At 38.8% G+C, this 26,331-nt stretch carries 27 protein-coding genes and 4 pseudogenes; 22 read left to right on the top strand and 9 right to left on the bottom strand.

Going from position 1 to position 26,331, the window contains the following annotated elements; genetic code table 11:
- Window positions 1-51 precede the first annotated feature (51 nt).
- Entirely contained in the window at window positions 52-447 is a 396-nt protein-coding gene (locus NLX67_RS20540) for a cupin domain-containing protein (protein WP_254313287.1), read from the top strand.
- Between the two features lie 48 nt (window positions 448-495).
- Here NLX67_RS20540 and cuyB read toward each other — a convergent pair whose 3' ends face one another.
- Both cuyB and NLX67_RS20530 read right to left on the bottom strand, forming a co-directional pair.
- Window positions 496-1,176, bottom strand: a complete 681-nt coding sequence (cuyB, locus tag NLX67_RS20535) for a cysteate racemase (protein WP_254313286.1) — start codon at window positions 1,174-1,176, stop codon at window positions 496-498.
- 493 nt (window positions 1,177-1,669) lie between these two features.
- Complete coding sequence (locus NLX67_RS20530; RefSeq protein WP_254313285.1) at window positions 1,670-2,446, bottom strand: YheC/YheD family protein; 777 nt, start codon at window positions 2,444-2,446, stop codon at window positions 1,670-1,672.
- Window positions 2,447-2,610: 164 nt separating this feature from the next.
- Between NLX67_RS20530 and NLX67_RS20525 the strand changes: the two genes are divergently transcribed.
- Window positions 2,611-3,378 carry a YheC/YheD family protein gene (locus tag NLX67_RS20525; RefSeq protein ID WP_254313284.1) on the top strand — a complete coding sequence of 256 codons (768 nt, stop codon included), beginning with the start codon at window positions 2,611-2,613 and terminating at the stop codon, window positions 3,376-3,378.
- A 606-nt stretch (window positions 3,379-3,984) separates the two neighbouring features.
- Window positions 3,985-4,110, top strand: a pseudogene (locus NLX67_RS23125) (tyrosine-type recombinase/integrase); the annotation flags it as partial.
- A gap of 49 nt (window positions 4,111-4,159) precedes the next feature.
- Here NLX67_RS23125 and NLX67_RS20520 read toward each other — a convergent pair.
- Window positions 4,160-5,107, bottom strand: coding sequence for a DNA-directed RNA polymerase subunit alpha (locus NLX67_RS20520; protein ID WP_254313283.1), 948 nt, complete (start codon window positions 5,105-5,107; stop codon window positions 4,160-4,162).
- Between the two features lie 463 nt (window positions 5,108-5,570).
- Window positions 5,571-5,942: a hypothetical protein gene (locus NLX67_RS20515; RefSeq protein WP_254313282.1), complete on the bottom strand. Its 372-nt coding sequence runs from the start codon at window positions 5,940-5,942 to the stop codon at window positions 5,571-5,573.
- 426 nt (window positions 5,943-6,368) lie between these two features.
- Here NLX67_RS20515 and NLX67_RS20510 point away from each other — a divergent pair, with 426 nt between their 5' ends.
- From NLX67_RS20510 to NLX67_RS20495, 4 genes are all read left to right on the top strand, one after another.
- Window positions 6,369-6,563, top strand: a complete 195-nt coding sequence (locus NLX67_RS20510) for an alpha/beta-type small acid-soluble spore protein (protein ID WP_069937619.1) — start codon at window positions 6,369-6,371, stop codon at window positions 6,561-6,563.
- Window positions 6,564-7,486: 923 nt separating this feature from the next.
- Window positions 7,487-8,602, top strand: a complete 1,116-nt coding sequence (locus NLX67_RS20505) for a 5-methyltetrahydropteroyltriglutamate--homocysteine S-methyltransferase (RefSeq protein WP_254313281.1) — start codon at window positions 7,487-7,489, stop codon at window positions 8,600-8,602.
- A 44-nt stretch (window positions 8,603-8,646) separates the two neighbouring features.
- Complete coding sequence (locus NLX67_RS20500) at window positions 8,647-10,011, top strand: MFS transporter (protein WP_254313280.1); 1,365 nt, start codon at window positions 8,647-8,649, stop codon at window positions 10,009-10,011.
- 284 nt (window positions 10,012-10,295) lie between these two features.
- Window positions 10,296-11,213, top strand: a complete 918-nt coding sequence (locus NLX67_RS20495) for a DMT family transporter (protein WP_254313279.1) — start codon at window positions 10,296-10,298, stop codon at window positions 11,211-11,213.
- Between the two features lie 173 nt (window positions 11,214-11,386).
- Here the strand turns inward: NLX67_RS20495 and NLX67_RS20490 are convergent.
- Window positions 11,387-12,074 (bottom strand): annotated as a pseudogene (locus tag NLX67_RS20490) (IS630 family transposase); the annotation flags it as partial.
- Between the two features lie 99 nt (window positions 12,075-12,173).
- On the opposite strand from NLX67_RS20490, the gene NLX67_RS20485 reads away from it, so the two are divergent.
- The 5 genes from NLX67_RS20485 to NLX67_RS20465 all read left to right on the top strand — a co-directional run bounded on the left by NLX67_RS20485 (window position 12,174) and on the right by NLX67_RS20465 (window position 17,301).
- Window positions 12,174-13,313 carry a zinc-dependent alcohol dehydrogenase gene (locus NLX67_RS20485; RefSeq protein ID WP_254313278.1) on the top strand — a complete coding sequence of 380 codons (1,140 nt, stop codon included), beginning with the start codon at window positions 12,174-12,176 and terminating at the stop codon, window positions 13,311-13,313.
- Window positions 13,314-13,992: 679 nt separating this feature from the next.
- On the top strand, window positions 13,993-15,126 hold the full coding sequence (locus NLX67_RS20480; protein WP_254313277.1) for an NADH:flavin oxidoreductase: 1,134 nt from the start codon (window positions 13,993-13,995) through the stop codon (window positions 15,124-15,126).
- Window positions 15,127-15,632: 506 nt separating this feature from the next.
- Window positions 15,633-16,001, top strand: coding sequence for a hypothetical protein (locus NLX67_RS20475; RefSeq protein WP_254313276.1), 369 nt, complete (start codon window positions 15,633-15,635; stop codon window positions 15,999-16,001).
- A gap of 650 nt (window positions 16,002-16,651) precedes the next feature.
- Complete coding sequence (locus NLX67_RS20470) at window positions 16,652-16,870, top strand: hypothetical protein (protein ID WP_254313275.1); 219 nt, start codon at window positions 16,652-16,654, stop codon at window positions 16,868-16,870.
- 140 nt (window positions 16,871-17,010) lie between these two features.
- A complete protein-coding gene (locus NLX67_RS20465; protein WP_254313274.1) occupies window positions 17,011-17,301 on the top strand; it encodes a hypothetical protein in 291 nt (96 codons plus the stop codon).
- Window positions 17,302-17,476: 175 nt separating this feature from the next.
- Here NLX67_RS20465 and NLX67_RS20460 read toward each other — a convergent pair whose 3' ends face one another.
- On the bottom strand, window positions 17,477-17,719 hold the full coding sequence (locus NLX67_RS20460; protein WP_254313273.1) for a hypothetical protein: 243 nt from the start codon (window positions 17,717-17,719) through the stop codon (window positions 17,477-17,479).
- A gap of 182 nt (window positions 17,720-17,901) precedes the next feature.
- Between NLX67_RS20460 and NLX67_RS20455 the strand changes: the two genes are divergently transcribed.
- From NLX67_RS20455 to NLX67_RS20445, 4 genes are all read left to right on the top strand, one after another.
- Window positions 17,902-18,441, top strand: coding sequence for a hypothetical protein (locus NLX67_RS20455; protein WP_254313272.1), 540 nt, complete (start codon window positions 17,902-17,904; stop codon window positions 18,439-18,441).
- Window positions 18,438-19,487 (top strand): alpha/beta fold hydrolase, encoded by a 1,050-nt coding sequence (locus NLX67_RS20450; protein ID WP_254313271.1) that lies wholly within the window; start codon window positions 18,438-18,440, stop codon window positions 19,485-19,487. The genes NLX67_RS20455 and NLX67_RS20450 overlap by 4 nt, the downstream gene beginning before the upstream one ends.
- A gap of 401 nt (window positions 19,488-19,888) precedes the next feature.
- Window positions 19,889-20,110: an IS3 family transposase gene (locus tag NLX67_RS23350; protein ID WP_375143431.1), complete on the top strand. Its 222-nt coding sequence runs from the start codon at window positions 19,889-19,891 to the stop codon at window positions 20,108-20,110.
- A 435-nt stretch (window positions 20,111-20,545) separates the two neighbouring features.
- Window positions 20,546-20,911: a nuclear transport factor 2 family protein gene (locus NLX67_RS20445; protein WP_254313270.1), complete on the top strand. Its 366-nt coding sequence runs from the start codon at window positions 20,546-20,548 to the stop codon at window positions 20,909-20,911.
- 126 nt (window positions 20,912-21,037) lie between these two features.
- Here NLX67_RS20445 and NLX67_RS20440 read toward each other — a convergent pair.
- A pseudogene (locus NLX67_RS20440) lies at window positions 21,038-21,674 on the bottom strand (IS3 family transposase); the annotation flags it as partial.
- A 435-nt stretch (window positions 21,675-22,109) separates the two neighbouring features.
- On the opposite strand from NLX67_RS20440, the gene NLX67_RS20435 reads away from it, so the two are divergent.
- From NLX67_RS20435 to NLX67_RS20420, 4 genes are all read left to right on the top strand, one after another.
- Window positions 22,110-22,298 carry a hypothetical protein gene (locus NLX67_RS20435; RefSeq protein WP_254313269.1) on the top strand — a complete coding sequence of 63 codons (189 nt, stop codon included), beginning with the start codon at window positions 22,110-22,112 and terminating at the stop codon, window positions 22,296-22,298.
- Between the two features lie 699 nt (window positions 22,299-22,997).
- Complete coding sequence (locus tag NLX67_RS20430) at window positions 22,998-23,210, top strand: hypothetical protein (RefSeq protein WP_254313268.1); 213 nt, start codon at window positions 22,998-23,000, stop codon at window positions 23,208-23,210.
- Between the two features lie 20 nt (window positions 23,211-23,230).
- On the top strand, window positions 23,231-23,413 hold the full coding sequence (locus NLX67_RS20425; protein WP_254313267.1) for a hypothetical protein: 183 nt from the start codon (window positions 23,231-23,233) through the stop codon (window positions 23,411-23,413).
- A complete protein-coding gene (locus NLX67_RS20420; protein ID WP_254313266.1) occupies window positions 23,406-23,651 on the top strand; it encodes a hypothetical protein in 246 nt (81 codons plus the stop codon). Before NLX67_RS20425 ends, NLX67_RS20420 begins: the two co-directional genes overlap by 8 nt.
- Before the next feature lie 87 nt (window positions 23,652-23,738).
- Here the strand turns inward: NLX67_RS20420 and NLX67_RS20415 are convergent, their stop codons facing one another.
- On the bottom strand, window positions 23,739-24,191 hold the full coding sequence (locus tag NLX67_RS20415; RefSeq protein WP_309143157.1) for a YmaF family protein: 453 nt from the start codon (window positions 24,189-24,191) through the stop codon (window positions 23,739-23,741).
- Window positions 24,192-24,618: 427 nt separating this feature from the next.
- Here NLX67_RS20415 and NLX67_RS20410 point away from each other — a divergent pair, with 427 nt between their 5' ends.
- Complete coding sequence (locus tag NLX67_RS20410; protein ID WP_254313265.1) at window positions 24,619-25,059, top strand: Hsp20/alpha crystallin family protein; 441 nt, start codon at window positions 24,619-24,621, stop codon at window positions 25,057-25,059.
- A 152-nt stretch (window positions 25,060-25,211) separates the two neighbouring features.
- On the opposite strand, the pseudogene NLX67_RS20405 reads toward NLX67_RS20410, so the two are convergent.
- Window positions 25,212-25,768 (bottom strand): annotated as a pseudogene (locus tag NLX67_RS20405) (recombinase family protein); the annotation flags it as partial.
- Between the two features lie 304 nt (window positions 25,769-26,072).
- Between NLX67_RS20405 and NLX67_RS20400 the strand changes: the two are divergent.
- Complete coding sequence (locus tag NLX67_RS20400; RefSeq protein ID WP_254313264.1) at window positions 26,073-26,213, top strand: hypothetical protein; 141 nt, start codon at window positions 26,073-26,075, stop codon at window positions 26,211-26,213.
- The last annotated feature ends 118 nt before the right edge of the window (window positions 26,214-26,331 follow it).

Here is a 26,331-nt window from a genome sequence, read left to right as displayed (position 1 = left end):
CTAGAAAAAATCGCATAGCTTTAAAAATTAAAAGAAAGTAAGAATTAAAACATGGCGAATGAACAATTAAGCAATAGGACAATCTTTCCACTAGGACAAAAAGTTGAAGCAAACTTTATCGCTGATGCATACTTACAAATGGTGTTTACTGATCCAACACCACTCAATGCATCAATCGGGAATGTAACCTTTGCTCCAGGAGCTCGCAATAACTGGCACTTTCATAAAGTTGGGCAAGTTTTGCTAGTTACTGGTGGTGAGGGCTGGTATCAAGAAGAAGGAAAACCAGCTCAATTACTCAAAACAGGGGATGTGGTGAATATTCCACCTCATGTAAAACATTGGCATGGTGCAACAAAAGACAGTTGGTTTGTGCACTTAGCAATGACACCAGGAGAAACGGAATGGTTAGAACCTGTCGGTGATGAATGGTTTGATAAATTGTAAATGGAAGTTAATATGGACTCAAGTCCAATAATATATTTAACCATAGTGCTAAGCTGCTTTTTGCACAGCCAATTTTGCTAGTAATAGAGTTGGGTCAATCATCTTCATGTCTACTTCGAATAAATGAAACAACAATGGTATTTCTGTGCAACCACCTATAATCGCGAAAATTCCGCTGTCTTTATAGACATTTAAGATTCCATTAAGTTCTTTTAAATATTGATTAGACGAAATCTTTCCTAATTTAACGTCTTTAATGGCATTATCAATGATATTTTGTTCCTCTTTAGTAGGAATGATTATATCATAAGGAGTATTATTAAATGCTTTTTGATATAATCCATAATTTATTGTTGTTTCAGTAGCGAGTAAAAGGATTTTTTTATTGATTGAGTCTTTTTCTAGAAGGATTGATTCTACAGTGGTTTCAATCATGCTATAAAATGGTATTTTAATGTTTGCTTTTATTTGTTCTAACCATATATGTGCTGTGTTACATGGCATAATAATAAAATCCGCACCTGCATTTTCCAATAATATTGCAGATTTGATCATCTCGGGTAATGGACACGAATGTTGCGTTCGAGGAGGGATTTTAGGATTATTGTAAATAATAACGCGATGATGTTCTTGTTCTGTTTGTACAGGAGTATTTAAAATAATTTTATGAAATAAATCCAATGTCGCTGCAGGACCCATTCCTCCAAGAATCCCTATGGTTTTAGACATCTTACACTATCTCCTCCTTTGTTAAATATAGTTAATTATATTTTTATAATAATATGTTTATGGGAGATTTTTAGTGTGGGGGTTATCATTAATAAACGATAATTATTTCTAATTCATGGTCTAGCTAGTCAAAGGCATAAGATTACTTGAGAATTTGCAACATCTTCACATTGTTACAAATAACTAAATTTAAATGTTAAATAAAAACATCATATGGACATATTAGGGGGAACCATACGATAAGTAAGCACGTAGTTATCATTTTTTAAAGCGTCAAAGTACAAATGAATGTCTTTGACGCTTCTTTGTTTTGGTGAATCTCCTTCATTAATAGTAATTTTATCGATGATTGAATGTAACTTTTTTAATTTAAATAGTTCTATTGAAATAAAAGAAACTTAAATATAAAGGAATGAATGAAGGACTACAAGAAAAGGGTTCGCCATTTACACAAAATTCTTGACGGTCCCTAGAAACTTCATTTTAAATCTAATTATTGTTTTTCTTTTTTATTTTGTTTACGATTGTTCATAATTTGTCTCCACATAGATTTATCAGGCAGTTGATAGAAAAATGCAGTACTAGGTATGGTGTTAACTTCGAATATCCATGGTTTTCCAGACGGGTCTAAACCAATATCTATTCCACATTCTTCACACCAAGGATATCCTTTTGAAAATGCCTGGCTGACTCTAAGTGAAATGTGTTTAATCTCTTTTTCTACTTTTTTTGCTTTTTTCTTATCCATTCCAGCATGATGTGTAAGAAATTCCTCAATGGGTATAGCTTCAGCTCCTCTGTTCCGATTAACAATGCCATCCTCACTGCTGACCAATTTCCCAAGGATACCGCTTCTCACCCACTTGTTTTGTACTTTTTGAGTATGAACCCGAATCCCTGAAGGAACGCCATCTTTTGAAATACTAGTAATCCCCTGCTGCAATATAAAAATCCTATGTTTTTCGTCAAAGCTAGTAGGCTGAATAATTTCCTTTATCTGATTTAAATCGTGGACTTCTAATGAAAAGGGTTTTCCTTTAGTTGAATAGCCATGGACACTATACAATCCATCCATTTTGAGGCCTATACGAATTATTCCTTTCCCTTGTCCTCCGCCATCTGGTTTCACATACACAAAAGGATAGCGGTTCAAAAAGTCTCGCAAGGCATCCACACTAAATTGTACGGTTTCCGGAAAGTATTCATTGATACTGGGATCACTCTGAAACAACTGGGCTTGTGCCCACTTCCTTATATTACGAAATGCCATGTTTTCACCCCCTTTTCGCTATTGTATTCTCGCTAAAAAGGGGGGATTGTGTTTTTCGTGCACTTTCATAAATAAACTTGATTCTTTTATTTTGTAAACTATGCTTTTGTCGTGACACTCCTATCTCTCTTTTAGAATAGGATAACTTAAAGGAGGTGAAGTAGTTGGTCAATAGAATAAATAAGTGGGAACAGACAGTAAAGTTAAAGCAAAACCGCATCACATCACAACATTATCCGGAATCAGAGCTTTACAGCGATGAGGTGCTGCGGGATTTTTTAAACCGTTACCCCTTCGTTTACGTGAAACTGATCTACGGTAGTAGAGGCAGAGGTGTTATGCGGATTGGTAAAAATGCCGAGGGAGGTTACACTATTAATGGTTACACAGCTTCGGGATCAAAAATAGTTAAAGAATTTAAAAGCTTAGAGGAACTGACAAAAACTACACATTCTTTGTATCTTAAAAATTCATTTTCAAAGTATATTGTTCAGCAAGGCATTTCGAGTTTTACATCAGATGGACTGGCACTGGGTATCCGGGTACATGTTCAATATGTACAGGGAAAATGGGTTGTAGGAGGCATGCATGGGAAAATTGGCAACCTGGATGATGGTGTTGTCAGTCGAAATCACGGGGCACGGGCATTGCCAGCTCGGCAGCTTCTCGTACAGCATTTACAAATGGATCAGCAGCAGGTGCAAAAAACAGAAACGAATATTGAAAGACTTTGTCTTGAAGCAGCTAGTATTTTCCATAGAGAACACGATTGGCTCTTAGAATGCGGGATTGATATTGGTATTGACCACGAAGGTAAAATATGGATTTTTGAGGTAAATATGAGACCGAGCATTAAGTTTTTTTATTATCTTGAGGATAAATCGATAGCTGAACAGCTCGTAATGAATCGTAAAAAGCTTGGAAGGAAATAAAGGTTATTTTAAACTTTGTATACAAAATCTATTCCTAATAAAGGGCGGCTGTATAAGGGTTTTAGTTTTACACTCATTTAATGAGCAGCTCAAAATATAAAAAGCCTAACCGAGCTACACTAAGGTGAACCGTATCATTAGTAGGCATGTAGTTGTCTGATTTAGTGTTGACAATCCAATTAACCGTCTTGGAGATTACGAAAAAGAGTATCACCAAAAAGTAGGAAATATGGTAGCAGAAAGAGTATATGACACATTAGTAACAATCAGTGAGAAAGAGAAAGAAATCGGCAGTCAAGCATTGGGGGACTAGTTTGATAGAAATATTTATCTGTTTCCGATGGCAGAAGGCGTGCTGGAAAGGTTGAAAGATAACATAGACAAACAGACGCTGCTTATTAAAGGGTTGATGAAAAGCCGGTCGTTGATCCAATTAGCGCAGCAATTAAAATTGCTTTAATACCAGGCATTTTGTATGCCTAATTTTTAAAAAAAGAAAAATAATAAAATGAATGGGAAACCTGGAAATAACTACCATGCGTTTCCCATTCTTATGGATGTTAAAACAGACGGTGGAAAGCGTTCCGTCCGTCTTACTTTGCGACCATGTTAGGGGATGAGATCGAGCAGGTGCCGATTTTGTCTATCCAGGCACGCAAGAAAAGAATCACGCCACATGAGTTTAGACACAGCTTTGCGATCATCAGCTACATGAACAACAGCGATATTTATTCGATTATGCGGGCTTTGGGGCATGAGAAGATCGAGATAACGATGAATGTTAATCATCATTACGGAAATTTGTACCCAGACTTACTAATTTCCCTTGAATTTCTTGTAAGGATTTTTGTCCTAAGTTACGTAACTTTTTCATATCTTCTTCAGTCTTGTTTGTTAGTTCCCGTAGGGTATTTACCCCGTTGCGTTTTAAGCTGTTGAAAGAACGAACAGAAAGGTCTAAATCTTCAACAGTCAGGGTAAGAAATTCTTTTTCTTTTGAGACTTCTGCTCTTTTCATCATCATTTGACTATCTGGAGATTCAGGACTAAGAGCTACTAAGATGGAAAGTTGTTCTTTAAACAAGCTTGAGCCTCTAGAAATGGCTTCGCTGGGGCCTAAACTCCCGTCTGTCCATAACTCGAAAGATAAGCTTTCGAACTCACCTAATTGACCAACACGAGTGTTTTCAACTAGATAACTGGCGCGTGAAACAGGTGTAAAGATAGAATCTATTGGTATCACTCCAAATGGAAGGTCTTCACGTTTATTTTGCTCTGCAGGAACATATCCGCGTCCACCTTTTGCAGTTAGGATCATTTTAAAATGTACATTACCAATAAGAGTGGCAAGATGTAAATCCGGATTTAAGATTTCTACATCACTATCATAAGATATATCAGCAGCTGTTATTGAACCGGTTCTATCTACATCAATCGTCAATCTTTTCTCATCTTCAGAGAAAATATTCATGGACAATTTTTTTATGTTTAAAATGACGGTTATTACATCTTCTGCAATTCCATCAATAGTTGAAAATTCATTCTCTACTCCATCAATTTGTATGGACGTAACTGCAGCACCGGGGAGTGAAGATAAAAGGATTCGACGTAATGAGCTGCCAATAGTCGTTCCAAACCCTCGCATAAGCGGTTCAACGACAAACTTTCCGTATTTAGCATCTTCGCTAATCTCAACCATTTCAAATTTTGGGACTTCTATTTTTAACATCCGATTTTACACTCCTTTTAGGTTTTAACCAAAAACATTCTTTTATATTTAGTTAATATACTCTAATCGCTAAGAGGAATGCTAACTTCAAGGTTAAAACCGGTATTTTGGGTAAATATTCTTCTTGTTTAGCAGCAAAAAAGTGGAAGTTGTATATTTACTTTATATAAAATTTGAAAGACAGAGAACCGAATTGAAATCTTGCTCCCGTTATTTCCTTTCTACGTGTAGGAATACACACATGCAAAACACTGGTATGGACACCTCTGGTGCTTGGAAATACCTTCTTGCGAAAGAGATGAGCAAATTCATTCACAAGATTTTCATGTTTCATTCTGATACAGTTCCATAGCCAGCTTTTTTATCGAATTGTGGATTAACATTGCCCTTAAAGAAATATGAAGTGGAAGAAGAGAAGAGATTAGAGGATTAAAAACACTGCTGCTTGATGCAGGAGTGTTTTTTACACCACCATGGGTTTCAAGACTGCGTAAGAATCTTCCAATAAACAGCGCTCCACTTGTTCCACGCTGCACTGAAAGCAGTCCATAATGGTTAACAGCTCGGTATCCTGTTTAAAAACGAAAGGAAAGAGGAACAGCGGCAGATGGATGCGGATCGAAATATGATCGTCTTTTGAAAAAAAGAAAGAAAATAGGTGTTTCTGTTCATCTTCCAGCAGGTTGGTATTAAACATCTTGACCTGTTTTAAAAATTCATCGTCTATCTTGACATAACCTTCTCCCTGATCGGAGAAAATACGTATCCATTCCGCAGCAGCGACTTCATGAAACCGAAGGGAATTACCGTTTCCATTATTAAATAGCGTTAACATCTAGGATCGTCCTTTCAATAAATAGAGTGGACGAACGAAAAGGTATAGGCATAGTAAGGAGCTAGATCGTCATAATTCAATGTTCAATGTTTTTTCCTCTATAGTATTGCCCTAACACTTGCATTCTATTCATAAAGATCCTAGCTATGTTGAAACGGCCGAAAATGATGGGAAAAACATTTTCTATGTTTTAGGGGAGGGATGACGCAACGGAGGTGGGGATTGGATTTTCGACAGTGGCCGCTTTACGTGATGCTGGCGGGTGGATTTTTTATCTCGCCTTCATCCGATAAAAGGGATAAAAATGTCCTTTTTGTTTTTCTAAAAACATGTCCTGTTTGATTATGTTACCAGTATGACAGGAGCGGCAACGACCCATACTGTTAAGGCAAGGCGAATCGAAAACTCATGAAGGAGTGATTGATCATGTCAAGCAGCAACCGCAACCGACTATTGGCTCCAGGTGCCCAGCAGGCTATTGACCAAATGAAGTACGAAATCGCTTCTGAATTTGGTGTTCAGCTAGGTGCGGATACAACAGCGCGTGAAAACGGTTCTGTCGGCGGTGAAATCACGAAGCGTCTTGTACAAATGGCGGAACAGCAATTGTCTCGCCGTTAGGAAACACGGTAAAACTAAAAAGCAAGAAGAAAAAAGATATCCCTTCGTTTTGAAGGGATATTTTTTTTGAGTTTGAGACTCTGTTAATGTACCGTTGTGCTTTAACAAGTTGTTGAATGCTCTGCTCAACTGAATAACTCACCCGATTACTTGTTTTTATGTAAAGTATATCTTGATTCGTGGAGACATATCAGTAGCAAAATTTAACAGATCCTTAAGATAAAATCCGTTTTGAAAAAAGTTTGATCAAAACGGATTCTTTTTTATTTGCTTCAAATGCCTACACTGCATTACTTTTGGTCAAACTTTTTCCAAATCAACACGAATAAATATTTGCCTCTTTTCCCGGAGGATGGCTAAAAACACAAAGGAAAAGACAGTAGCATTACATCGTCGCTTTGTTCAGCAAACCGTTCTTCGGTGGAGCAGCCACATTAGTTATTCTTAATTCTCCTGTAAAACTTTGCGCCAAATGCTCATTTAATGCAGAGCTTCTCTTACAGTAAGGACTCCTGTTTTTTCTCTTTTAGGCAACCCAATTATGTTCATATCAATTCATGTATGAGTGTGGGAACCGGCAGAAGGAATGCTGAAGTGTGCCGGCTAAAATTATACGACCTCCGGTTCGATCTTTGGAGGCTTTTACCTTCATGTCATTGGAAAGGACCACAAGGATCCAGATTCGACTCGCACAAAACCAGTTTTTTGATGATAAAATTTTACGTCATCATTGGATTATCAACACCAAATCAGACACGCCACAAACATTGGAATAGTTAAAAAAGCGAATATTTTTAAACTAACAACTATAGTTGTTATAGCTTTTAGTTATAATAACTGATTCTTTTTATCAGTTACCCTATAACCCTTTAATCATGATAGGATACAACCAACAAAAATATTAAAACAAAGAGAGGGATTTTATGCAAACACTAAATAAGTCTAAAAACAATTCAAAGGTTTTTCGTGCGGATCAAGTGGGAAGTTTATTACGATCCGATGCAATTAAAAAAGCACGCTCAAAGAGGACTGATGGCGAGATTTCACTAGAACAATTACGTAAGATTGAAGATGAGGAAATTGCAAGAATTGTGTTGAAACAGAAAGAAGTAGGCCTCCAAGCTGTTACCGATGGAGAATTTCGCAGAGCATGGTGGCATTTTGATTTCCTAGAAAATTTGGTTGGGGTTGATGGCTTTTGGTCAGGAAGCGGAATTCAATTTCATCAAAAACAAACAAAATCTCGCGGGATTAAAGTGACAAGCAAATTAGACTTTGGAAACCATCCTATGCTAGAAGATTATAAATATCTTCACCGAGTAGCTGAAGACCATGTAGCAAAATTTACAATTCCAAGTCCAAGTATGCTTCATTTTCGCGGAGAGATTGATAAGTCGGTCTATCCAGATGAGGAAGAATTCTTTGATGATTTAGCCAAGACATATAAAAAAGGCATACAAGCTTTTTATGATTCTGGTTGTCGTTACCTACAGCTTGATGATACATCTTGGGCTTATTTATGTTCAGAGGAGCAAAAAGAACAACTTCGTGCAAAAGGAATGGATCCTGATTATTTAATCAAAATGTATTTACATACGCTAAATAAAGCAATAGCGGATCGACCGGATGATTTAAATATAACGATGCATATATGTCGTGGGAATTTTCGTTCAACATGGATTTCTTCTGGCGGATATGAATCTGTTGCAGAACAATTATTTGGGCATTTAAATATCGACGGTTTCTTCTTAGAATATGACAATGATCGTTCAGGTGGGTTTGAACCACTTCGTTTTGTAAATAGATCAGATTTAAATATTGTTTTGGGCTTGGTTACTTCAAAATTTGGTGAATTAGAAAACAGAGATGAAATTATAAAGCGTATTGAAGAAGCATCACAATTCGTTAATTTAAATCAGCTATGCTTGAGTCCGCAATGTGGGTTTTCATCTACTGAAGAAGGTAACTTATTGACAGAGGATCAACAATGGGCAAAACTTCAGCATGTCGTGGAGATCTCCAGAGAAGTTTGGAAATAAGAAATTTTTCAAGAACAAAAAAGAGGAAGAATTGGAGGAATCAAATGCGTATTGTTCAGACTTCCCAGGTAATAGATGAAAGTAAGTTTAATAAATTTCATTTATTAGTTTTTCTTTGGTGTTTTTATGCAATTGCCTTTGATGGTTTTGATATTGCTTTATACGGTATAGGATTGCCTATGATGATGACTGAATATGAATTAACTCTTGTAGAAGCAGGAGCGATTGGCAGTTATACTCTAATTGGTATGATGATTGGTTCCTTCTTATTGGGTTCACTTGCCGATATTGTTGGACGAAAAAAAATGTTAGCGGTTTGTATGTTATTATTCAGTGTATTTTCTCTTTTGGCTGGTTTGGCACCAAATTCCCTCACCTTTACGATTATGCGTTTTATTGCAGCTCTTGGGATGGGCGGATTAATGCCAGGTGTAATTGCGGTAATGACAGAATACTCACCTAAAAAAAATAGAGCACTTATTGTCGCGACAATGTATTGTGGTTACTCAATAGGGGCTATAGCAGCTTCACTTACGGGTATGTATTTAATGGAAAGCCTTGGATGGAGATTTTTATATTGGTTAGGGATTATCCCACTCATTACACTACCATTATTTCTTAAACAATTTCCTGAATCGCTATCCTTTCATATTCTTCGTAACCAAGGTGATAAAATTGCAACTATTCTTAACAAGGTCGATCCTAAGGGGAACTATCAAGCAATAGACGATTTTGAATATGTGAGTGTAAAAGAACGCGCAAAAGGATTCCCTGTCAAAAAGCTATTTTCAGACAATCGAGGTGTTAGTACATTAGCCTTTTGGACTACGGTGTTTAGCTGTCTTCTTATGATCTACGGCTTAAATACTTGGCTTCCAAAAATTATGCAAGGATCTGGATATGGAATTACTTCAAGCTTATCATTCAGCCTTGTGTTAGGAGTCGGACAAATTGGAGGTTCTTTACTTGGTGGTTACTTAGTGGATCGATTGGGGCATCGAAAAGTGCTTTTGTTCATGTTTTTAATAGGGGCTATTTGCTTTGTCTCTTTAAGTGTAACGTCTAATCTACTTTTGTTGTATGTATTAATCGCCATTGGTGGTGCATGCACAGGCGGAACGCAAAACTTAGTAAATCCTTATATATCTGAATTTTACCCACAAGAAATCCGCACAACTGGTCTTAGTGTAACAGTTGGGATTGGACGAATAGGAGCAATATTAGCACCCCTCATAATCGGTCTCTTGCTAGCAACTAATTTAGCACCACAAAATGCGTTCATGGCATTTGCTGTACCGAGTATTATCGGGGGAATAGCCCTTTTATTAGTCCAAGAGAAATATGGGTGTTCTGACAGAATGATCATAACATCTAATAGCTATCCAAAGACAAAGAATGAGATTATCTAAATTAACTTTTGTAGACACTGTTAGAAATAACTTGAATTACCCCACTTATCTAACGGTTAAAGTGGGAGATTTCTGGGCAAGGGGATCTTCGATCCCCTTGCCCAGTCATCAGGCTACCCCGTATTCCGACAGTTCTACACATTCAATAAAATATTCTTTTTACACGTATCTATAACTAAGTCCATTTTTAACCTGGAGTAATTAAGGCTGCCAACCGGTAGCCTTTCTTTTTTGCTAGCTGAGAAATAGAATGTAAAAGGCTTGTAAAGGAGATACCATTAAAAATGAAAAACATATTTTTACATCCTGGATTAATAAACTATTTGTTATTGATCGGTATAGGCATCATCTGGGGCTTGCAATTTATGTTCAATGAATGGGCACTTTCTTCCATTCCTCCTACAACTATTGCTGCCAGCCGCAGTTTGATTGGTGCAATAATATTAAGCATATTTCTTATTGGACAAAGACGAAACCAAAGCTTTATTCAATCATTTCATGGCCCTTGGTTTTTCTATTTTATCATTGGCCTTACCGAGGCCGCGATTCCGTTTTCATTAGTTGCATGGGGACAAGGACAAATCGATAGTGGAACTGCTGCTATCCTTATGGGGACTATCCCTGTATTTACGATTGTTTTGACAAAAATCTTCATTCCGAAAGAACAGTTAACCAAAGGGAGTTTGCTGAGCGTTATTATTGGATTTATCGGTATTTGGATACTTATCAGCCCAACATCGGTTTCTGGCCTTCAAAACAGTCTATGGGGAGAATTAGCAGTGCTAGGAGCTGCATTAAGCTTCTCCATTTCATTGATTCTTATTAATAAATTGCCGGATATTTCACCAATCGCAACCTCTCGAAATATTCTTATTGGAGCAAGTACATACCTGGTTCCTGCATCTCTGCTAATAGATCAGCCTTGGAACATTCAAACATCAATATTATCCCTATTCTTTTTACTGATTTTGGGGACTATGTGCGGAGGTATCGTATATGTAATGTATGTCATGCTTATTGTGCGTGCAGGAGCTACATTCACATCACTCAACAACTATTTAGTTCCTGTAATTGGAACGATGATCGGGATAGGATTCTTAGGGGAAAAACTTACATGGAGTACAATAGTTGCATTAGTGTTGATTATTATTGCGATGATTTCAAACGAACTTGGGAAAAGCAAAGAGGCAAAAAGTGTATAGGGATAACCTTATTTATTCTGAATTGGGAATGAAAAAAGGTGCCGAGATAAAATGAATATCCCGGCACCTTTTTTGTAGTTTTGTTGTTTTAATCAGCGTACACCATATATGACCATTTCGGACTGCAGTAAAATTAAGGTTTCCTTAATGATTGTATTCAACGATATGGTGTTAACGCCTTGATTGGTAGATGAGAAACTTCGATAAAAGACATTGTGGATGACGGTTTCTTTCAGCCATTTCCACACGCCTTCCATCAGGTTGAACTCGGGGCTGTAGGGTGGCAGAAAGACGAGCTTCAAGCGGTCACGGTTTGTTTCAAGAAACGGCTGGATGAGTTTCGCGTGGTGAATGCGGGCATTGTCCAGAATCATCACAATTTGGCCGGTCGGATGGTGAACCAGCACCGTTTGGAGAAAGCGAAGAAAGGCTTCTGCATCATAGCGTTCTTCTTCTATGCAGAGAATTTCGCCCGTTTCATAATTTAACGTGCCAATCAGCTTGACTCCTTTATGCTGGCCGTAAGTAGGAATTAAACGTTGTTTTCCTTTCAAGAACCAGGTCCGTTGTATCGCCTGGTAATCACGAATCATCGATTCGTCTTCAAACAGAAGGTGGTCAATCCGCCCATCCATCAGCTTTTTTTAAAGACGGAAAGGTTTCCTGGACAAACGTGTTCTGCTTCACTGGATCTGCTTTTTGAAGCGTATAAGTCGGTCGTGTATAGCTTAATCCCAGCGAATGAAGAAGCTTGGATGCCCCACGCAATGTGTAGGTTTCCTTCCATTCCCGTTCGATAAACTGCGCAATCAGCGACAGCGTCCAGTTGAAGCGTGCAGAGAAACCCACGTCGTTCGGCGTCTTGTGCGCCACCGTTTCCTAAAAATAAATAAAAAACATATTAATTTCTTCAATGGGTATTATATGAGTTATATAAATTTATAATAGGAGGTTTTACTTGTGAAAGCAGTTACTTTTCAAGGTTCCAAGGATATGCAAGTGAAAGAAGTTCCAGATGCGAAGCTTCAACAAAAAGACGATATTGTCGTGCGCATTACATCAACAGCGATATGCGGGTCTGATTTACATATTTATCAAGGTGCCTTGCCAGCTGAAAAAGATTATGTAGTTGGACACGAGCCGATGGGTATTGTAGAAGAGGTAGGACCAGAGGTAACAAAAGTGAAAAAAGGGGACAGAGTTGTCATCCCATTTAACATTTCGTGTGGCAGCTGTTTCTATTGTCAGCATGATTTAGAGAGCCAATGCGATAATTCTAATCCAAATCCAGCAGTTGATACAGGCGGATATTTTGGATTTACGGAGCGCTACGGGAATCATCCAGGTGGTCAAGCTGAATATTTGCGTGTTCCCTATGGGAATTTTATGCCTTTCGTGATTCCTGAATCTGTTGAACTTGAAGATGAAGCATTACTGTTTATGTCTGACGTACTGCCAACTGCTTATTGGAGCATTGATAATGCAGGAGTGAAAAAAGGGGATACCGTTGCCGTACTCGGCTGTGGACCGGTTGGGTTAATGGCGCAAAAATTTGCATGGATGAAAGGCGCAAAGAGAGTCATTGCGGTCGATAATCTTCCATATAGGCTTGAACGTGCAAAAAAAATGAACAATGTTGAAATTTATAATTTTGAGGAGTTCGATGATATGGGTTCCCATATTAAAGAGCTCACAAATGGCGGTGTAGACGCAGTAATTGATTGCGTAGGGATGGACGGAAAAAAAACACCCCTCGAAGCTGCTGAACAAAAGATGAAGCTTATTGGCGGAACCATTAGTCCGATCAAAATCGGTATGAATGCTGTGAGAAAATTTGGAACGATGCAGCTGACTGGAGTCTACGGTTCCAAATATAACCAGTTCCCTTTAGGGAATATCTTTGAAAGAAATGTAACAATAAAAATGGGCCAAGCACCTGTCGTACATTACATGCCAATGCTCTTTAAAATGATTACGTCAGGAGAGTTGGATCCAACAGAAATCGTCTCTCACAAAATGCGTCTAGACCAGGCGAGTAAAGCCTATCAAATCTTTAATGATCACGAAGACGAATGTGTCAAAGTTGTTCTTAAACCCTGATCTTACCAAAAAGTTATAACCATGTTTTTAACAATGAAGAACTTCAAAAGCCCCGTTCGTAAAAGTACACTTTTGCGAACAGATCATTCTGAATGAAATAACCGTATTAATAAAGGATAAATGCAACTAAAAAACGAAGCAGCTTGATCAAATACAGCTGCTTTGGTTTTTTTGTATGAGTAGTGATGAGTTCTTTGTTGTCTTAAAAAATATCAAACAGAAAAAGGTAGGATAGAGATTACAGAAATAATGATATGACTTGTTATTAGGGTATTTGCTACGGATAGAGAAAATGAGGTAATTTCTCAAATCAAGGTCTCTCTTTTGGGTCCTTGTTTAAGCAGAAGGTTAGATACATATACATGTTTGGGTATATACTAAAAAGCGCTTAAATTAAATATCTCAAATTAAAAATAAGATAGAGGAGGCTCATCAAAAAGTCTTAAAACAGGCCTATTAACAATACGAACATCACGACAGTTTCCACGTTTATTATTGGTGATATGATCGTCGCAATGGTTTGTTTGAAGTAAACACTTGAACAAATGATGAAATCAAGAAACAAAAATTTGTTTTTTTGGAGAGGCTTTGACTTACTGCATTGAGGGTATTAAATGAAATATTTTACATGCAATGGAACATACTATAATTTGCCTTGAATAAGGAAGGGATTTTGATCATGACAAACACAAAATTATTATTTGAAACCGTTACATTAGGCACCGCAACAGTAAAAAATCGGGTAGGCCTTGCCCCAATGACGCGGACAAGTGCAACTTCTGAAGGACTCGCCACAGATCAAATGGCATCGTATTATACATCATTTGCCCAGGGCGGATTTGGACTGATCATTACAGAAGGGATTTATCCGGATGATCAGTATAGTCAAGGATATTTTAACCAGCCTGGTCTTGCCAATAAAGAACAAGTGCGGGCATGGAAAAAAATAGTAGATTCTGTCCATGAGGCCGATGCGAAAATTTTTGCCCAGCTCATGCATGCAGGGGCCCTTTCACAAGGAAACCGGTTTGTGAAAGAGGCAATCGCCCCTTCTGCTGTTCCGCCAAAAGGCGAACAGATGGAATTTTACGGAGGAAAAGGACCGTTTCCGATACCGAAAGAAGCCTCAAAAGAGGACATAACAAACGTGATCAAAGGGTTTGTGGAATCGGCTCAGCGTGCCAAAGCAGCTGGATTTGACGGGGTGGAAATCCACGGAGCCAATGGGTACATTCTCGATCAGTTCCTCACCGATTACACCAATCAGCGAACAGATGAATACGGCGGCTCCGTAGAGAATCGTATCCGCTTGCTTATTGAAGTATCTAAGGCCGTGCGGGAAGCGGTCGGACAGGACTTTACAGTCGGCATTCGAATTTCTCAAGGAAAAGTAAATGATAACTCACACAAGTGGGCGGGAAAAGCAAAAGAAGCGGAGGTCATCTTCGGCCGTTTGAGCGAGGCTGGTTTGGATTTTATTCATGTGACAGAGTATGAAGCATGGCAGCCCGCATTCCCTGAAGGCGAAGGAACGGCTGCGACCGATTCTGCTTTCGGCGACGGAAGAGCATCACTTGCCGCTTTGGCGAAAAAATACGGAAAATTGCCGGTGATTACGAATGGACACTTGGAGAACCCGAACACGGCCAGCGAAATGATTGAAAAGGGCGAGGCGGACATGATAACCCTCGGCAAAGGTGCCCTCGCTAACCATGACTGGGCTAATAAAGTGAAAAATGGAGAGCCGTTAGCTGAGTTTAATCCTGAAAAAGTGTTAAGCCCAAATGCCAAAATTAAAGAATTTGAAGCGTAAATCGTTTATATAGTAAGTTTTCCTCTTATATGACAATGCGTAAAAGAGAGGATTTTCATGGAGCATACATTGATATTTCAAGGATCGGGGACTAATCAAGGAATGTAAACCAGGGAACTATACGATTACGATTGACGAGTCCGAAGAGAAAATCAGTTCATTTGAATTATTTTTCGAGAAACCTGCAGAATAAATTTTTGCAGGTTTCTTTTTATACTGGGGCTGCTTCACATTGTATTTCCGACACTTTCCGACACTATATGAGTTTAAAGTGCTTATTTCTCCTTCCTAGAGGCATTGTACTTGAGTTTACGGATGCGCTTTACGTTGGTAAATATAAAGATAACTAATAGGGGCTAATACGGACACGGACGTTACACAGCATTTTAAGCGCAGCGAGAGGGTTCACAATCAACGAACCTTCTCGTCGTCGTTTATACGATGTTTCTGACGCTATACAGGGCGATTTAATGGATGAAATCTAAGCACAGGAGGGAGGAAATGGAATGATTGAGAGCTTTCAAGATTACATGAATCGTTCTGCAGCAGCTTACAAGGCTGAAAACGAAATAATAGCAGACATGCTAAAGCTAGGTATTAATGGGCTTGAATGGCTTGTTCTAAACACACTGGTGGATGAGGTACGGATTGAGTCACTAATACAATGGGTTGAATCAGTAGCAGTGAGGCTGCGTGGCAAGGAAGCGTTAGAATTATTTATAGATGCTGTGCATCTTGATCCAGATGCATTTTATGACCAGCATGAGTTGAACTGGCACGTCACGGTTGATGCGGCACTGACATATTTATCGCTTTTAAGAGAGAGCAATTATGACCGTTATTTCAACCTCTTGCAAACGATTTATAAAAGATGAGTAGCGGAGCAAATCCGCTTCTTTTTTGTGTTATGGACAAAATTGTCTGTTACCCAGTTTTACAGGCTCACCTCAATTTGTCGCCAGCCTGCAAAACTGGGTTTGAGGTGAATTGAATTCAGTTCGAGTGCCCACTTATGCACCCTGAAATTTTCGAGTGAAGATGGGGTCATTTTACATGACTAAATAATGTCTGCAGCATTGAACCTTCCGGGGGATTTAAGGCATGAACTTTTTCATCCGTTTCCCCGGCATTTTGAGCCACTTTTCTGTTGCTATTAAACCTTATTCCATTCAAAAGCGGTAAGACGCCTTAAACACCGATTTCAGCCATTTATACGTGTTCCATATTTAGCAGACTATCCTGTCTGCGTCTTTCCCTCATTCCACGCACACTAGAGTGTGTTTGTTTCACCTCCCTAACGATCCCTTATTTTTCCAATTAACTACCGTTACGCGGACTTACCATTAATACCGTATTTCCCTCGTCCCTGGAGGTAACTCCCTCAATACTTATCCAAGGAAAATGCGGTCACGGCTGTAGCAACAAAGTTTATCGAGCAAAAAAACGATCAAAAACGTTAGGCGTTATTCTCGATGAACGCAAAAACGATGAGAATGTAACGTTATCCATACGTGATTTAGAAGCGATGATTGACACAGCTGTTCAAAAAGCAGTGGAACAAGAACGTGAAGCGATGTTCCAGGCACTAGAGCTAAAAATGAATGAGGCAATTGAGCAGCGCGATCGGATGCTGATGCAAAGTCTTAGTCAAAAGATAGAAGAAAAATGTTTGGAAATCGCTGCAGCAACTGAAAAAGAAAATGAAAAAAAATCAATTTTCAACTTGTCTTTTGAATATTTTTAACGAAAAAGGGAATGAAATTAACACAATTGTATACTTTTGATAAAAGACTAGGTGGAGGAGTTAATTTAAAATGGATCATTTAAGACAAGTAGACTGGACCACTAATTTTCATCCATTAACTTTAAAAGGGGAAGAATAAAATGACTGAAAAGACACCACTAGCTGCAGTTAAAGAATTTTATGGTGACAACTTTAAAATTACAGAACTTTGGAATTCAGGGGAAGATGAATCTATGGAAGGTGACTACACCTATCTTCTAGTAGATCAAACTGAAGAAGTTCACCTTGTAACGGTTCTTAAATTATCAGATGATAACTATAAGCTAGAGAAAGAACAAACCAGAAAATACTCAAAGGCAGACATGTTCGAATCAATGGTAGGACTGGTTAAAACTATAAAAAATGGACTTAACACATCGGAGATAAAATGAAATAACAAATAAACAATAAAGTGTTTTCAATTTTCATTATTATAACCATATCCGTATTCAAGCGAAACTAAGCAGCCAGCCGCCGGTCACGTACCGGCAGCTGGCTGCTTATAGGTGTTTGATCCCTGTCTCAAGTATGGGGGTCGCCCCCCAAGGATTGGGCTTTTTTCACAGGCTAATAAATAGACGGCAATATGCCTCTATCATATAACATTTTAAAAATCCTGAAATGATATCTAAATTCATCAAAAAATATCGGGGTTCCCTCTTTAAAATCATACCAGTCAAAGAACGATTCCAAAGCATCAGGGTCCTCATCATCAAGCTCACCAGAAACATAGAGCGGATACTTCAGCTTTTCAAACATCTTGCCGTGTCCATAAACTCCGAAGATATCCCCCATCTCTTCTTCTGTCATTTTTAACTCTCCTTTCCACTAAATAGTTCCTATAATATGTCCAAATAAAAGAATGGAACCGGCACATGCCCCTTCTTGCCAGCTTTTAAAAAAAGGCATAGGCTTGTTCACCAATTTACGCACACTTCCCTTAGTGCTTGTTTATACTAAACAGACAGAAATTATTGAAAGGAGATTTCTTAATGGCAAATAAACCTGAAGCGTCTGACATTTACGAAACAATCAGAAATGCAGGATTTCAGCTAGAAACACAGCTTAATGAGTGGATCCAGGACCAATTAAATGAAGAAAAACTTGTGTTACCCGCCGCATTTCTATTAAATGTACACGGAAAGCTGATCCAGTTTATCAGCGAATTCCAGGAAATTATTTCTCTCCATTTAAATACTCCAACCAAGGACGATGTTGCGAATGTTGCAAAACTGCTGGTCCAGATAGAAGAAAAAGTAGATGATTTGAACGACAGAATGGATGATTTGGCAGCGGCGGTAGAAGAACTCAGGACAGGAACGGATAAAAGGCCGGCCTCCAGCCATTCGTCATCGGCCCGGGATGCAAATAGTAAAAGAAAATCAGAAGCCAAACATACTAAGAAGAAAGTAAACCTTGAAGAACTTCTGAGCCCTACCCTGGACCCCAAGTCCTTTATTCTTCTGGATTCTGATGAGATTTTTTTAAAACTTCTCCAGGATATAAAGCTGAAAAAGAGAATGAAAAGATGAAAGAGCGGCCAGACTTTGATCAGGAAAAAGAATGGCAGCGCTGGAAAGGTTTTTTCAGTATTTGGACTGCACCAGAACCCGAAGTGGGCCAGACACCGAGAATCGCTGTCTGGAAGAAAAATAAAGCAACCCTTTGGCATTATCCATCTCCAAACAAGAAATATGCTGTTCCCCTCTTCCTTGTCTATTCACTTGTAAATAAAGCATTTGTATTGGATATGGCCCCGGGAGCGAGCATGATTGAATCCTATCTGCAAAATGGGTACGACGTTTATTTGCTGGATTTCGGTTCACCAGGATATGAAGACAAGGATATAACGATTGATGACTACTTGATGGATTACATTGACCGGGCGGTCCGGAAGGCGTTAAAGCATTCTAAAGCAGCCGGGCTTACCATGGCTGGTTTCTGCCTTGGAGGGACCCTGGCCGCCATGTATGCGTCCGTTTCAGAACAGCCTATCCGAAATTTGATTATCTGTGTGGCACCGCTTACTCTTTCTGAACCGCCGATTTTTGACAAATGGGCAGAAGCGGTGAAAAAGGGCGATTTCAGCATGGATCCGGTTCTTGATGCGCTGGGATTCATTCCAGGCAGGTTTATGAAGTACGGACTGCGGCTGGCCAGCTCCCCTATTTATATCAGCCCCTATCTTTCCCTCTTAAATAAGGCCTACGATAAGGACTATGTGGACAGGTGGCGGAGGTTCAACAAATGGACGAATGAGCAGGTCGGCTTTTCAGGAGCAGCCCTCAAACAGCTGGCCAACGACATTGGCAAAGAAAATAAATTTATGGAAGGAACGCTTGTGATCAGAGGGAAAAAGGCCGACCCAGCGAACATCCAGGCAAACCTTCTGGTTGTAGCAGGAGAACATGACCGGCTGGTTCCCGAGACCCTTAGCCAGGATTTCATCAACAAGGTATCCAGTCCAGACAAGACCTACCGCCTTGTTTCCGGCGGGCATACAACGTTGACTGTCAAGGGAGATGGCCTGCCACCTTTTTTGGCAGACTGGCTTCCGTCAAGGTCTGATGAATTATAATCTCATAAAATTTGAAGGCAACCTTCCAATAGGGAAAGTTGCCTTTTATTCTGTAATAAAAGATAAGTGATACTCTTATGCGAGGAAGAGACCAGACTGCGGGTAAGAGGGAATAGATATCAGTTATCGGTATCCTTTGAATCGGTACATCAAATGGACTGGAATGTTTAGATCTTGTTGAATATATCCTCGCTTTTTGAAAAATAACTCAACGTGCAAAAATGTACTGGGAACCTTTCTAACTCATAATTATAAAAGGAATAACTTTTTCCTTCTTTAAGTTCAAAATCACAAATAAACTCATGCATTTTCCGCGGGGAAATGAAAGTTTTTCCTAAAGATGCTTTCGAGGTGTGACTTATACCTCCCGTGTTTATCATCACCTTCTTGCGAAGCACAAAATGAGAGTAAGTATGTCCAGAAAGGGAAACTGCCTCGACAATCCCTGTATCGAAAGCTTTTTTGACCATTTGAAATCTGAATGCTCTCACCTTTTGACATTTAACCAGGCTTCTGAGGTTAAGCAAGCGATAGACGAATACACACAGTTTTATAACGCAGCAAGATATCAAAAGAAACCAAAGAACCTTTCTCCAGTTCAATTTCGAAGAAAGGCGATGTAGGCTTTTTAAAGGTGTCTACTTGACGGGGGTCAGATCACCCCGATTCCTTTCACAAACTGTAGGCTCAATGTGCTCTGTTCCTTCTCTACATTGTCATTCAGTTTTAGGTAAAAGGCTTCTGGAAAGGAGCTTATCCCACCTCCAATATATGCAAAAACAGAATGTTTAAAGCCCAATGGGCATAAAGTAAAGATGAAGTCTCCTTCGTGGATTCAAAAAAAGAAGACTGTTCTGAACAGTCTTCTTTTTAAATGGATCTGTTAAATGATGATGTTGATTTTCTTGTTAAACTCCCATGTAAGAACGAGTTGCCTTACATAATCTGTGGTGCAATGCTTGCGCTGCATGGATGGCTAACGGAGCAGGATAATGGAACAAGAACTTATATGTAATTGAAACTCTTACTTAAGAGCGATAGGAAAAGGGGGTTTTATTTTGAATGAATCCACAATCATTGATTATGAAGAATTCCTTCGGACAGCAATGCTATCCAGTAATGTGGAGATGTTAGATGAACTGATAGCTGACGACCTTATATTCGTCAATCATTTCGGACAAATTTTATCAAAAGAAGCTGATATTGAAGCCCACCGTTCAGGAAACTTAAAAATTACTGGTATTGATGTTTTGGAACAAAGAATTAGACTCTTAAATACGCTGGCCTTAACCGTTACGCGAGTTGCTCTAACTGGCACTTTCGAGGAGGAGCCAATTAATGGCGAGTTCTGTTACACTCGTGTTTGGGAGTATCGAAACGGGGAATTGAAAATTATCTCAGGACATTGTAGTTCTACAACATGACACCTCACAGATAAGTTTAATAGACCCAAGGCTGGTGCGATAGTCTTTTTGCTAACGGGTGCTTCGTATTATAAGGTCAGCCAGATATTTAAAGTGTACCCTTTGTAAAGGACATTTTAAAAAAAGTCATGCCACTTGGAGGAGGTGATCTCTGTATTGAGCAGGAGTCATCTTCTTTAAGTTCCATTGATATCTGAAATTGTTATAGTACGTCATATAATTTTTTATTTCTCTTTTAAGTTCTTCTAAAGTATTACACTGTTTTATATAGGCTTCATCTTTGAAGTGACCAAAGAAGGACTCTTGGGGAGCGTTATCCCAACAGTTTCCTCTTCTTGACATTGATTGACGAAGTCCGAGTTTTTTTACGTGTTTTTGAAAAGTGGGGCTAGTATAATGTACTCCTTGATCAGAGTGAATAAAGGCTCCTTCTGCAAGCTTTACTCCTTTTTAACTTTATTAGCGTGTCCGTAGCTAATTCTAATGTCATCCGATTAGACACATTATAGGCAAGAATTTCATTCGTCGAACTATCTTTAATAGTGGATAAATAAGCCTTTTTTCCATTACCGTCATATAAATATGTAATATCGGTGAGTAATACTTTTCCTGGAGTTGCTTGTTTAAATTTTCGTTTTAATAAGTTTGGCAGTATGGAGTGTTCTTGAGTAGCTTTCAACATCTTCTGATAAGGATTGGTTCTTCTGATGGGACATAAAATCTTGTATTTTTTCATAATCCTTCGGATTCGCTTCAGGTTATATATAAAAGGTTTCCCGTTTCTACCCAACGGGCGTACTGTTTCCACGTGAGGCCTAAATACTCATGCAACTCCAATTCAGAATCACTTTCGTGCTATTTTAAGATTAAATCGTTTATATTTTCTTCTGTAACCTCTATCTTCGCCATTCGTTATCACTCCTTGTTTAAATAGCCACTCTTATTGAACTAACCTGCCCGTTAGCCATCCATGCAGCGCAAGCATTGCACCACAGATTATGTAAGGCAACTCGTTCTTACATGGGAGTTGAAAAACAGAAACAGCGTAAAGGTGTATCTTTTAGACATTTGTTTTTTTAAAAATAAATCCTTCAAGAGTTTTTATTTTTCATCTTAATTCAACTAAAGCACCCATTACATCGAACTTTTACCAGTAGTTTTTTGTCTATACCAAAAAAAATTAGAGGCATATCCTACTATGGAAAGTCATTACAAAGGGGAGATGAATATTTTGCCCAGTGAATATATACAACCAGCACCATCGCCAGGTGCAGATAATTGGTTGAATGCTTTTTATAATAAATTAGATTGGGGATATTATGTAGAAGTTGACGTTGAATCAGATGACATTTCCCTCTCACTTTACTACGCAGGGAGAGAAGACTAATAAATAGCCAATTTGGAAATGTAAACAGCCTTATAGGTAAGGTGAAGAATGTATCTACGACACTTATCAGGTAAAAATAGGTTTTGGAGTATCTGCAAATAATACTCTCTACGTTCGCGGTGAACAAAAATCTCACCCCCGAAAAAGATTTGGACCGTGGCCACTTCATTCCTGGACTCACCTACCTGGTCAACTATCTGGTCTTCAATGTACTGGTAATGTTTGCTGTGATGAAAGAGGCTTTTGCTTTGCAAATGTGGGGACATCTCCACCTCCAACAATTCTTCCAGCTCCAATTATGGCAATTCCCGCTTTTTTTCTACCAAGACCGCAATAGTTGCCAGATATTTGTATTTAATTATGTTGCATTGAAACTAAACCAATAAAACAAGTACCATCCCTTGATAATTAAGGGATAGTGCTTGTTTTTGTGTTCAAGAAGGAATCTGAATGAAATGCTTTGGATCATTATGTTATATTGAATGCAACGTATTGGATGGAAAATAGAGTCTTTTTCATAAAGGATTATATGTAAAGTTCAAAGGTACACATATGTATTGTATATGCATTGATTTTGTCTTTGAAGAGGGCAGAGTCCTGGAGTGGGCAATGGTCAAGGTTTTAAAGGTTTTGAACAGAGCTGTGCAGAAGATATATATAATGCAAGCAAACATAATGAATGCAAAGGGGTGCTTCAAAATGACGAAGGTAGGGAATCTGCTCGCGGAAGAACAGCAGCCAGCTGTAGCATTTGTTATCGAGCATGCGGTCAAACAAGTCAGAGAAGAGGCTGCGCAGGAAAGGCAGCAGGAACATGTTGAAAATGCGCGTATCCTTTTGCAGCACAATGCCGATCTGGAAGTTATCAAAGAAGTCACCGGGCTGAGTGAAGAAGAAATTAAAAAGCTGTAAATGCAAAAGGGGGTACAGCTGTGAAGATCCCAAGGGATGAACTGGACATTTTGATAGCTAGAATGGGCGAGCTGGCACGGCAAGAGGCAAAACGAAACGGCACCTATATTGTGTATCAAAACAAACAGGGCCAGCTCGTAAGGGAGGACGCGGACGGCAGGATTGTTGTTGTGAAAACAAAGGGGGATCTGCCTAATGGGTGACGACTGGCGGGACTGGATGGCCGAAGCAGATGAAAAGGCAAGGCTGGAGTATTCGAAGGATTTGGGGATTTTGGAAGTCGCGCTGCGTATGCTGAAAAGTGGCATTACAGCAACAGAAGTCGCGGATCTCTTTGATTACGATCTGGAAATTTTTAAAAAAATCATTGAAAAAGATGTAATTGTTGAAGAGCTTGCGGTCGAGCTTGTTGAAAAATTGCAAAAGGGGCGGGACTTATGAAAATCGGTGAATTGTTGCAGTTGTCGAAGACAAAGCCTCTTGATGTAATAGCAAAAGGGATGGTTTTATGATGGGTCTCCCGATGTTTTAGAGCAGAATATACTTGGTAGCAATAAGCAAGCAAAAAGCTAGTTCTACAAAGCATAATGCTAGCAAAAAAATAGTAAATTGTGCTGCCGCTGTATTTGTGAGAATGAGGGTGGCTCCGTTAAGGGTCGTGACGCCCTTAAACTTATGATGGTGCCCACCACCATTTGGCAGCGGAATGGCAGGACCTGTCATGCCTTGGATCTCATGTTTATGCCCATCATTAAATGTAGTCACAGAAAAGTATCGGTGAGTATGGGGTGCAGGTTCCGTTTTTCCAGCATAGTGGTTGGTGATCATGCCTACATCAAAAGAGGTAGCGCCAGAAAAATGGTGCATGTGGACGGACACAGGCAAGTCATTCCATGTCGCTAGATATAAATGATGAGAATGATTAGAACTTGAATTTGAATCATCTGAATGAAGAACCAATCCCGTAACCGGTACTTCCATATGTGTTATATACGGTCTTTCTTATCTTGTTCTTTCACTTTATGTAAGGGACCCAGCATTCATAATTAAGTTGCCTTTTGCTGATCAAACCTCTTGATACTGTTCGTATAGGCCAAAGCCTTTTTACCAGCGTGAGTTCATTTTGCTATGGAAAGAAATAATACGCTTTTCTTGCGTACATCAAGAATGGTCCTATTCTGTGGCTACTAAAAGATAAACTAAGAAAGAAAGGAAAACAAAAGCAGGAAGAACCCGACAGCGATATGCTCATTTCTTTCAACACCTGCCTTTAAGATCACGAATATTACACAAGATCTAACCTCATCCATTTTCGCCTTAAAATCCTATTTCAGCTCATGCCCAGTACACTTTTATCGGGTTTGCATACGTTATAAAGGTAACCAAATGAAAGGAGAGAAGGCGCTTAATGGAATCTGATAAACATAAACTTCCAAACCGGGCCGATGGATCCTTCAACCAATTTATAAACGCGTTTGATTCTTTTTTCAATGAGCCATTCCGACAGTTTGACGATTATCTTAATCGAGGTTCATTTTCAGTTGATTTGCATGAAACAGCGACAGATCTCGTGGTTGAAGCAAAGCTTCCAGGCTGCAAGAAGGAGCAGATTCAAGTGGAAATGTTACGGAATGATCGGTTGAGGATTCGTGTAGAAAACTCGGAAACAACAGAAGCAAAAAAGGGTGAAAATATACATTATTATACAAAAAGAGCGTTGGAAAAAAGGGGAAGAATCATTCAATTGCCATTTCCGACCTCTGAAGAGGCTCCGAAAGCGTCTTATCAAGATGGATTATTAAGGATTGTCCTTAAAAAAGGAAAGAGACGGTTGATTGAAATCGACTAAATTTATTGAAAAAGCAGGAGTTGTCTACAAGGTGAAAAGAGGCTGGGACTTTACCGGCCTCTTTTTCTCTTTCATTTGATTAAAATCTGTTTCTCACCCGATATTTATTTAAGTAAAAACAAGAGCATAACCTACCGAATTTAAGTGAGATTTTGCTCTTGTTTTAAATAGCGATAAATCGTTGCTCGACTGATACCAGTCATTTCGACAATTTCACTGATACTATATTGCTCTGTTTTATATAAATTTAATGCTTTCTTCAGCTCTCTTGCATTCACTTTAGGACGACCCCCTTGATGACCACGTGCTCTAGCACTTTTTAATCCCTCTTTCGTTCGTTGCACAATTAAATCTCTTTCAAACTGACTGAATGCTTGAAAAACAGTCATCATTAATTTTCTTTGTGGTGTTGATGTATCAAAGTTTTCTTTAAGGCTTAATAATTTAATATTATTTTCTTCAAAGTAAGTCACTAAATCAATTAAATCTTTCGTACTTCTTCCTAAACGAGAGAAGCTTTCAACAATCACCATGTCCCCAGGTCTTAGTTTATCCTTCAAACGATTTAATTCTGGACGATCTGCTTTGGTACCAGACATCTTCTCTGTTAAAATCTATGGCAATTATATTGTTTTAATAAATCGAGCTGGCGATTCAATCCTTGTTGCCGAGTGCTCATACGTGCATAGCCATAAACATATGAAGTCATTTTAGTTGTCAAAAAATTTGCCATTTGGCTGAAATTTGCTGTCTGAATTTTAGACAATCGTAAATTTTTACTGACTAATTTTTAGACAGATGCCCTTTTTTGCTGTCTAATTTTTAGTCAAAATCAAAATTTCATGATATCACGAAAACACTAGGCTCTGCCTAGTCTAACACTGAAAGTGATAGCATGTTTTCCTTATGCTCTTTCTCACTTTAAAGACAAGACACAGCCAAATTCTGATCTGGATGGCTGAAAGAAAGTGAAACGGATCTCAACGAAAAAACAGAAAAGGATGTGCTCTGTCATGAACAAGTTTGATGTGTTTTTTAAATCAGCTATTTTGCTTTGTGAAATCGCTAGTACAGCAGCATTGTTTGATATAAGCACCAGCCTCAAAGATATCGCTGATCTCCTGGATGCTTTAGTAAATGTAGCGGGAAATTGAACGAAACAGTTCCATTATTCACTTGAAAGCCTCCTGTATGGAAAGCAGCAAAACCTTAGTAATCGAAAAATAGTCGATAAATCCATACCTAAATAAATATCTAGGTTGAAACGTCAGT

The sequence above is a fragment of the Domibacillus sp. A3M-37 genome (genome assembly GCF_024213455.1).
Taxonomy (GTDB): Bacteria; Bacillota; Bacilli; order Bacillales; family Domibacillaceae; genus Domibacillus; species Domibacillus tundrae.
Note: the sequence above shows the minus strand (reverse complement) of the source record. Positions and strands in the feature narration are given on the sequence as shown.

Bases quoted from the DNA above. Each gene is read 5' to 3' on its own strand.
- cuyB (WP_254313286.1), bottom strand. From the start codon at position 1,176: ATGTCTAAAACCATAGGGATTCTTGGAGGAATGGGTCCTGCAGCGACA.
- NLX67_RS20505 (WP_254313281.1), top strand. From the start codon at position 7,487: ATGCAAACACTAAATAAGTCTAAAAACAATTCAAAGGTTTTTCGTGCG.
- NLX67_RS20435 (WP_254313269.1), top strand. From the start codon at position 22,110: ATGGAAAGTCATTACAAAGGGGAGATGAATATTTTGCCCAGTGAATAT.
- NLX67_RS20520 (WP_254313283.1), bottom strand. From the start codon at position 5,107: ATGTTAAAAATAGAAGTCCCAAAATTTGAAATGGTTGAGATTAGCGAA.
- NLX67_RS20415 (WP_309143157.1), bottom strand. From the start codon at position 24,191: ATGGAAGTACCGGTTACGGGATTGGTTCTTCATTCAGATGATTCAAAT.
- NLX67_RS20510 (WP_069937619.1), top strand. From the start codon at position 6,369: ATGTCAAGCAGCAACCGCAACCGACTATTGGCTCCAGGTGCCCAGCAG.
- NLX67_RS20475 (WP_254313276.1), top strand. From the start codon at position 15,633: ATGATTGAGAGCTTTCAAGATTACATGAATCGTTCTGCAGCAGCTTAC.
- NLX67_RS20430 (WP_254313268.1), top strand. From the start codon at position 22,998: ATGACGAAGGTAGGGAATCTGCTCGCGGAAGAACAGCAGCCAGCTGTA.
- NLX67_RS20495 (WP_254313279.1), top strand. From the start codon at position 10,296: ATGAAAAACATATTTTTACATCCTGGATTAATAAACTATTTGTTATTG.
- NLX67_RS20470 (WP_254313275.1), top strand. From the start codon at position 16,652: ATGATTGACACAGCTGTTCAAAAAGCAGTGGAACAAGAACGTGAAGCG.
- NLX67_RS20410 (WP_254313265.1), top strand. From the start codon at position 24,619: ATGGAATCTGATAAACATAAACTTCCAAACCGGGCCGATGGATCCTTC.
- NLX67_RS20465 (WP_254313274.1), top strand. From the start codon at position 17,011: ATGACTGAAAAGACACCACTAGCTGCAGTTAAAGAATTTTATGGTGAC.
- NLX67_RS20455 (WP_254313272.1), top strand. From the start codon at position 17,902: ATGGCAAATAAACCTGAAGCGTCTGACATTTACGAAACAATCAGAAAT.
- NLX67_RS20450 (WP_254313271.1), top strand. From the start codon at position 18,438: ATGAAAGAGCGGCCAGACTTTGATCAGGAAAAAGAATGGCAGCGCTGG.
- NLX67_RS20540 (WP_254313287.1), top strand. From the start codon at position 52: ATGGCGAATGAACAATTAAGCAATAGGACAATCTTTCCACTAGGACAA.
- NLX67_RS23350 (WP_375143431.1), top strand. From the start codon at position 19,889: ATGAGAGTAAGTATGTCCAGAAAGGGAAACTGCCTCGACAATCCCTGT.
- NLX67_RS20460 (WP_254313273.1), bottom strand. From the start codon at position 17,719: ATGACAGAAGAAGAGATGGGGGATATCTTCGGAGTTTATGGACACGGC.
- NLX67_RS20420 (WP_254313266.1), top strand. From the start codon at position 23,406: ATGGGTGACGACTGGCGGGACTGGATGGCCGAAGCAGATGAAAAGGCA.
- NLX67_RS20500 (WP_254313280.1), top strand. From the start codon at position 8,647: ATGCGTATTGTTCAGACTTCCCAGGTAATAGATGAAAGTAAGTTTAAT.
- NLX67_RS20400 (WP_254313264.1), top strand. From the start codon at position 26,073: ATGAACAAGTTTGATGTGTTTTTTAAATCAGCTATTTTGCTTTGTGAA.
- NLX67_RS20480 (WP_254313277.1), top strand. From the start codon at position 13,993: ATGACAAACACAAAATTATTATTTGAAACCGTTACATTAGGCACCGCA.
- NLX67_RS20515 (WP_254313282.1), bottom strand. From the start codon at position 5,942: ATGTTAACGCTATTTAATAATGGAAACGGTAATTCCCTTCGGTTTCAT.
- NLX67_RS20530 (WP_254313285.1), bottom strand. From the start codon at position 2,446: ATGGCATTTCGTAATATAAGGAAGTGGGCACAAGCCCAGTTGTTTCAG.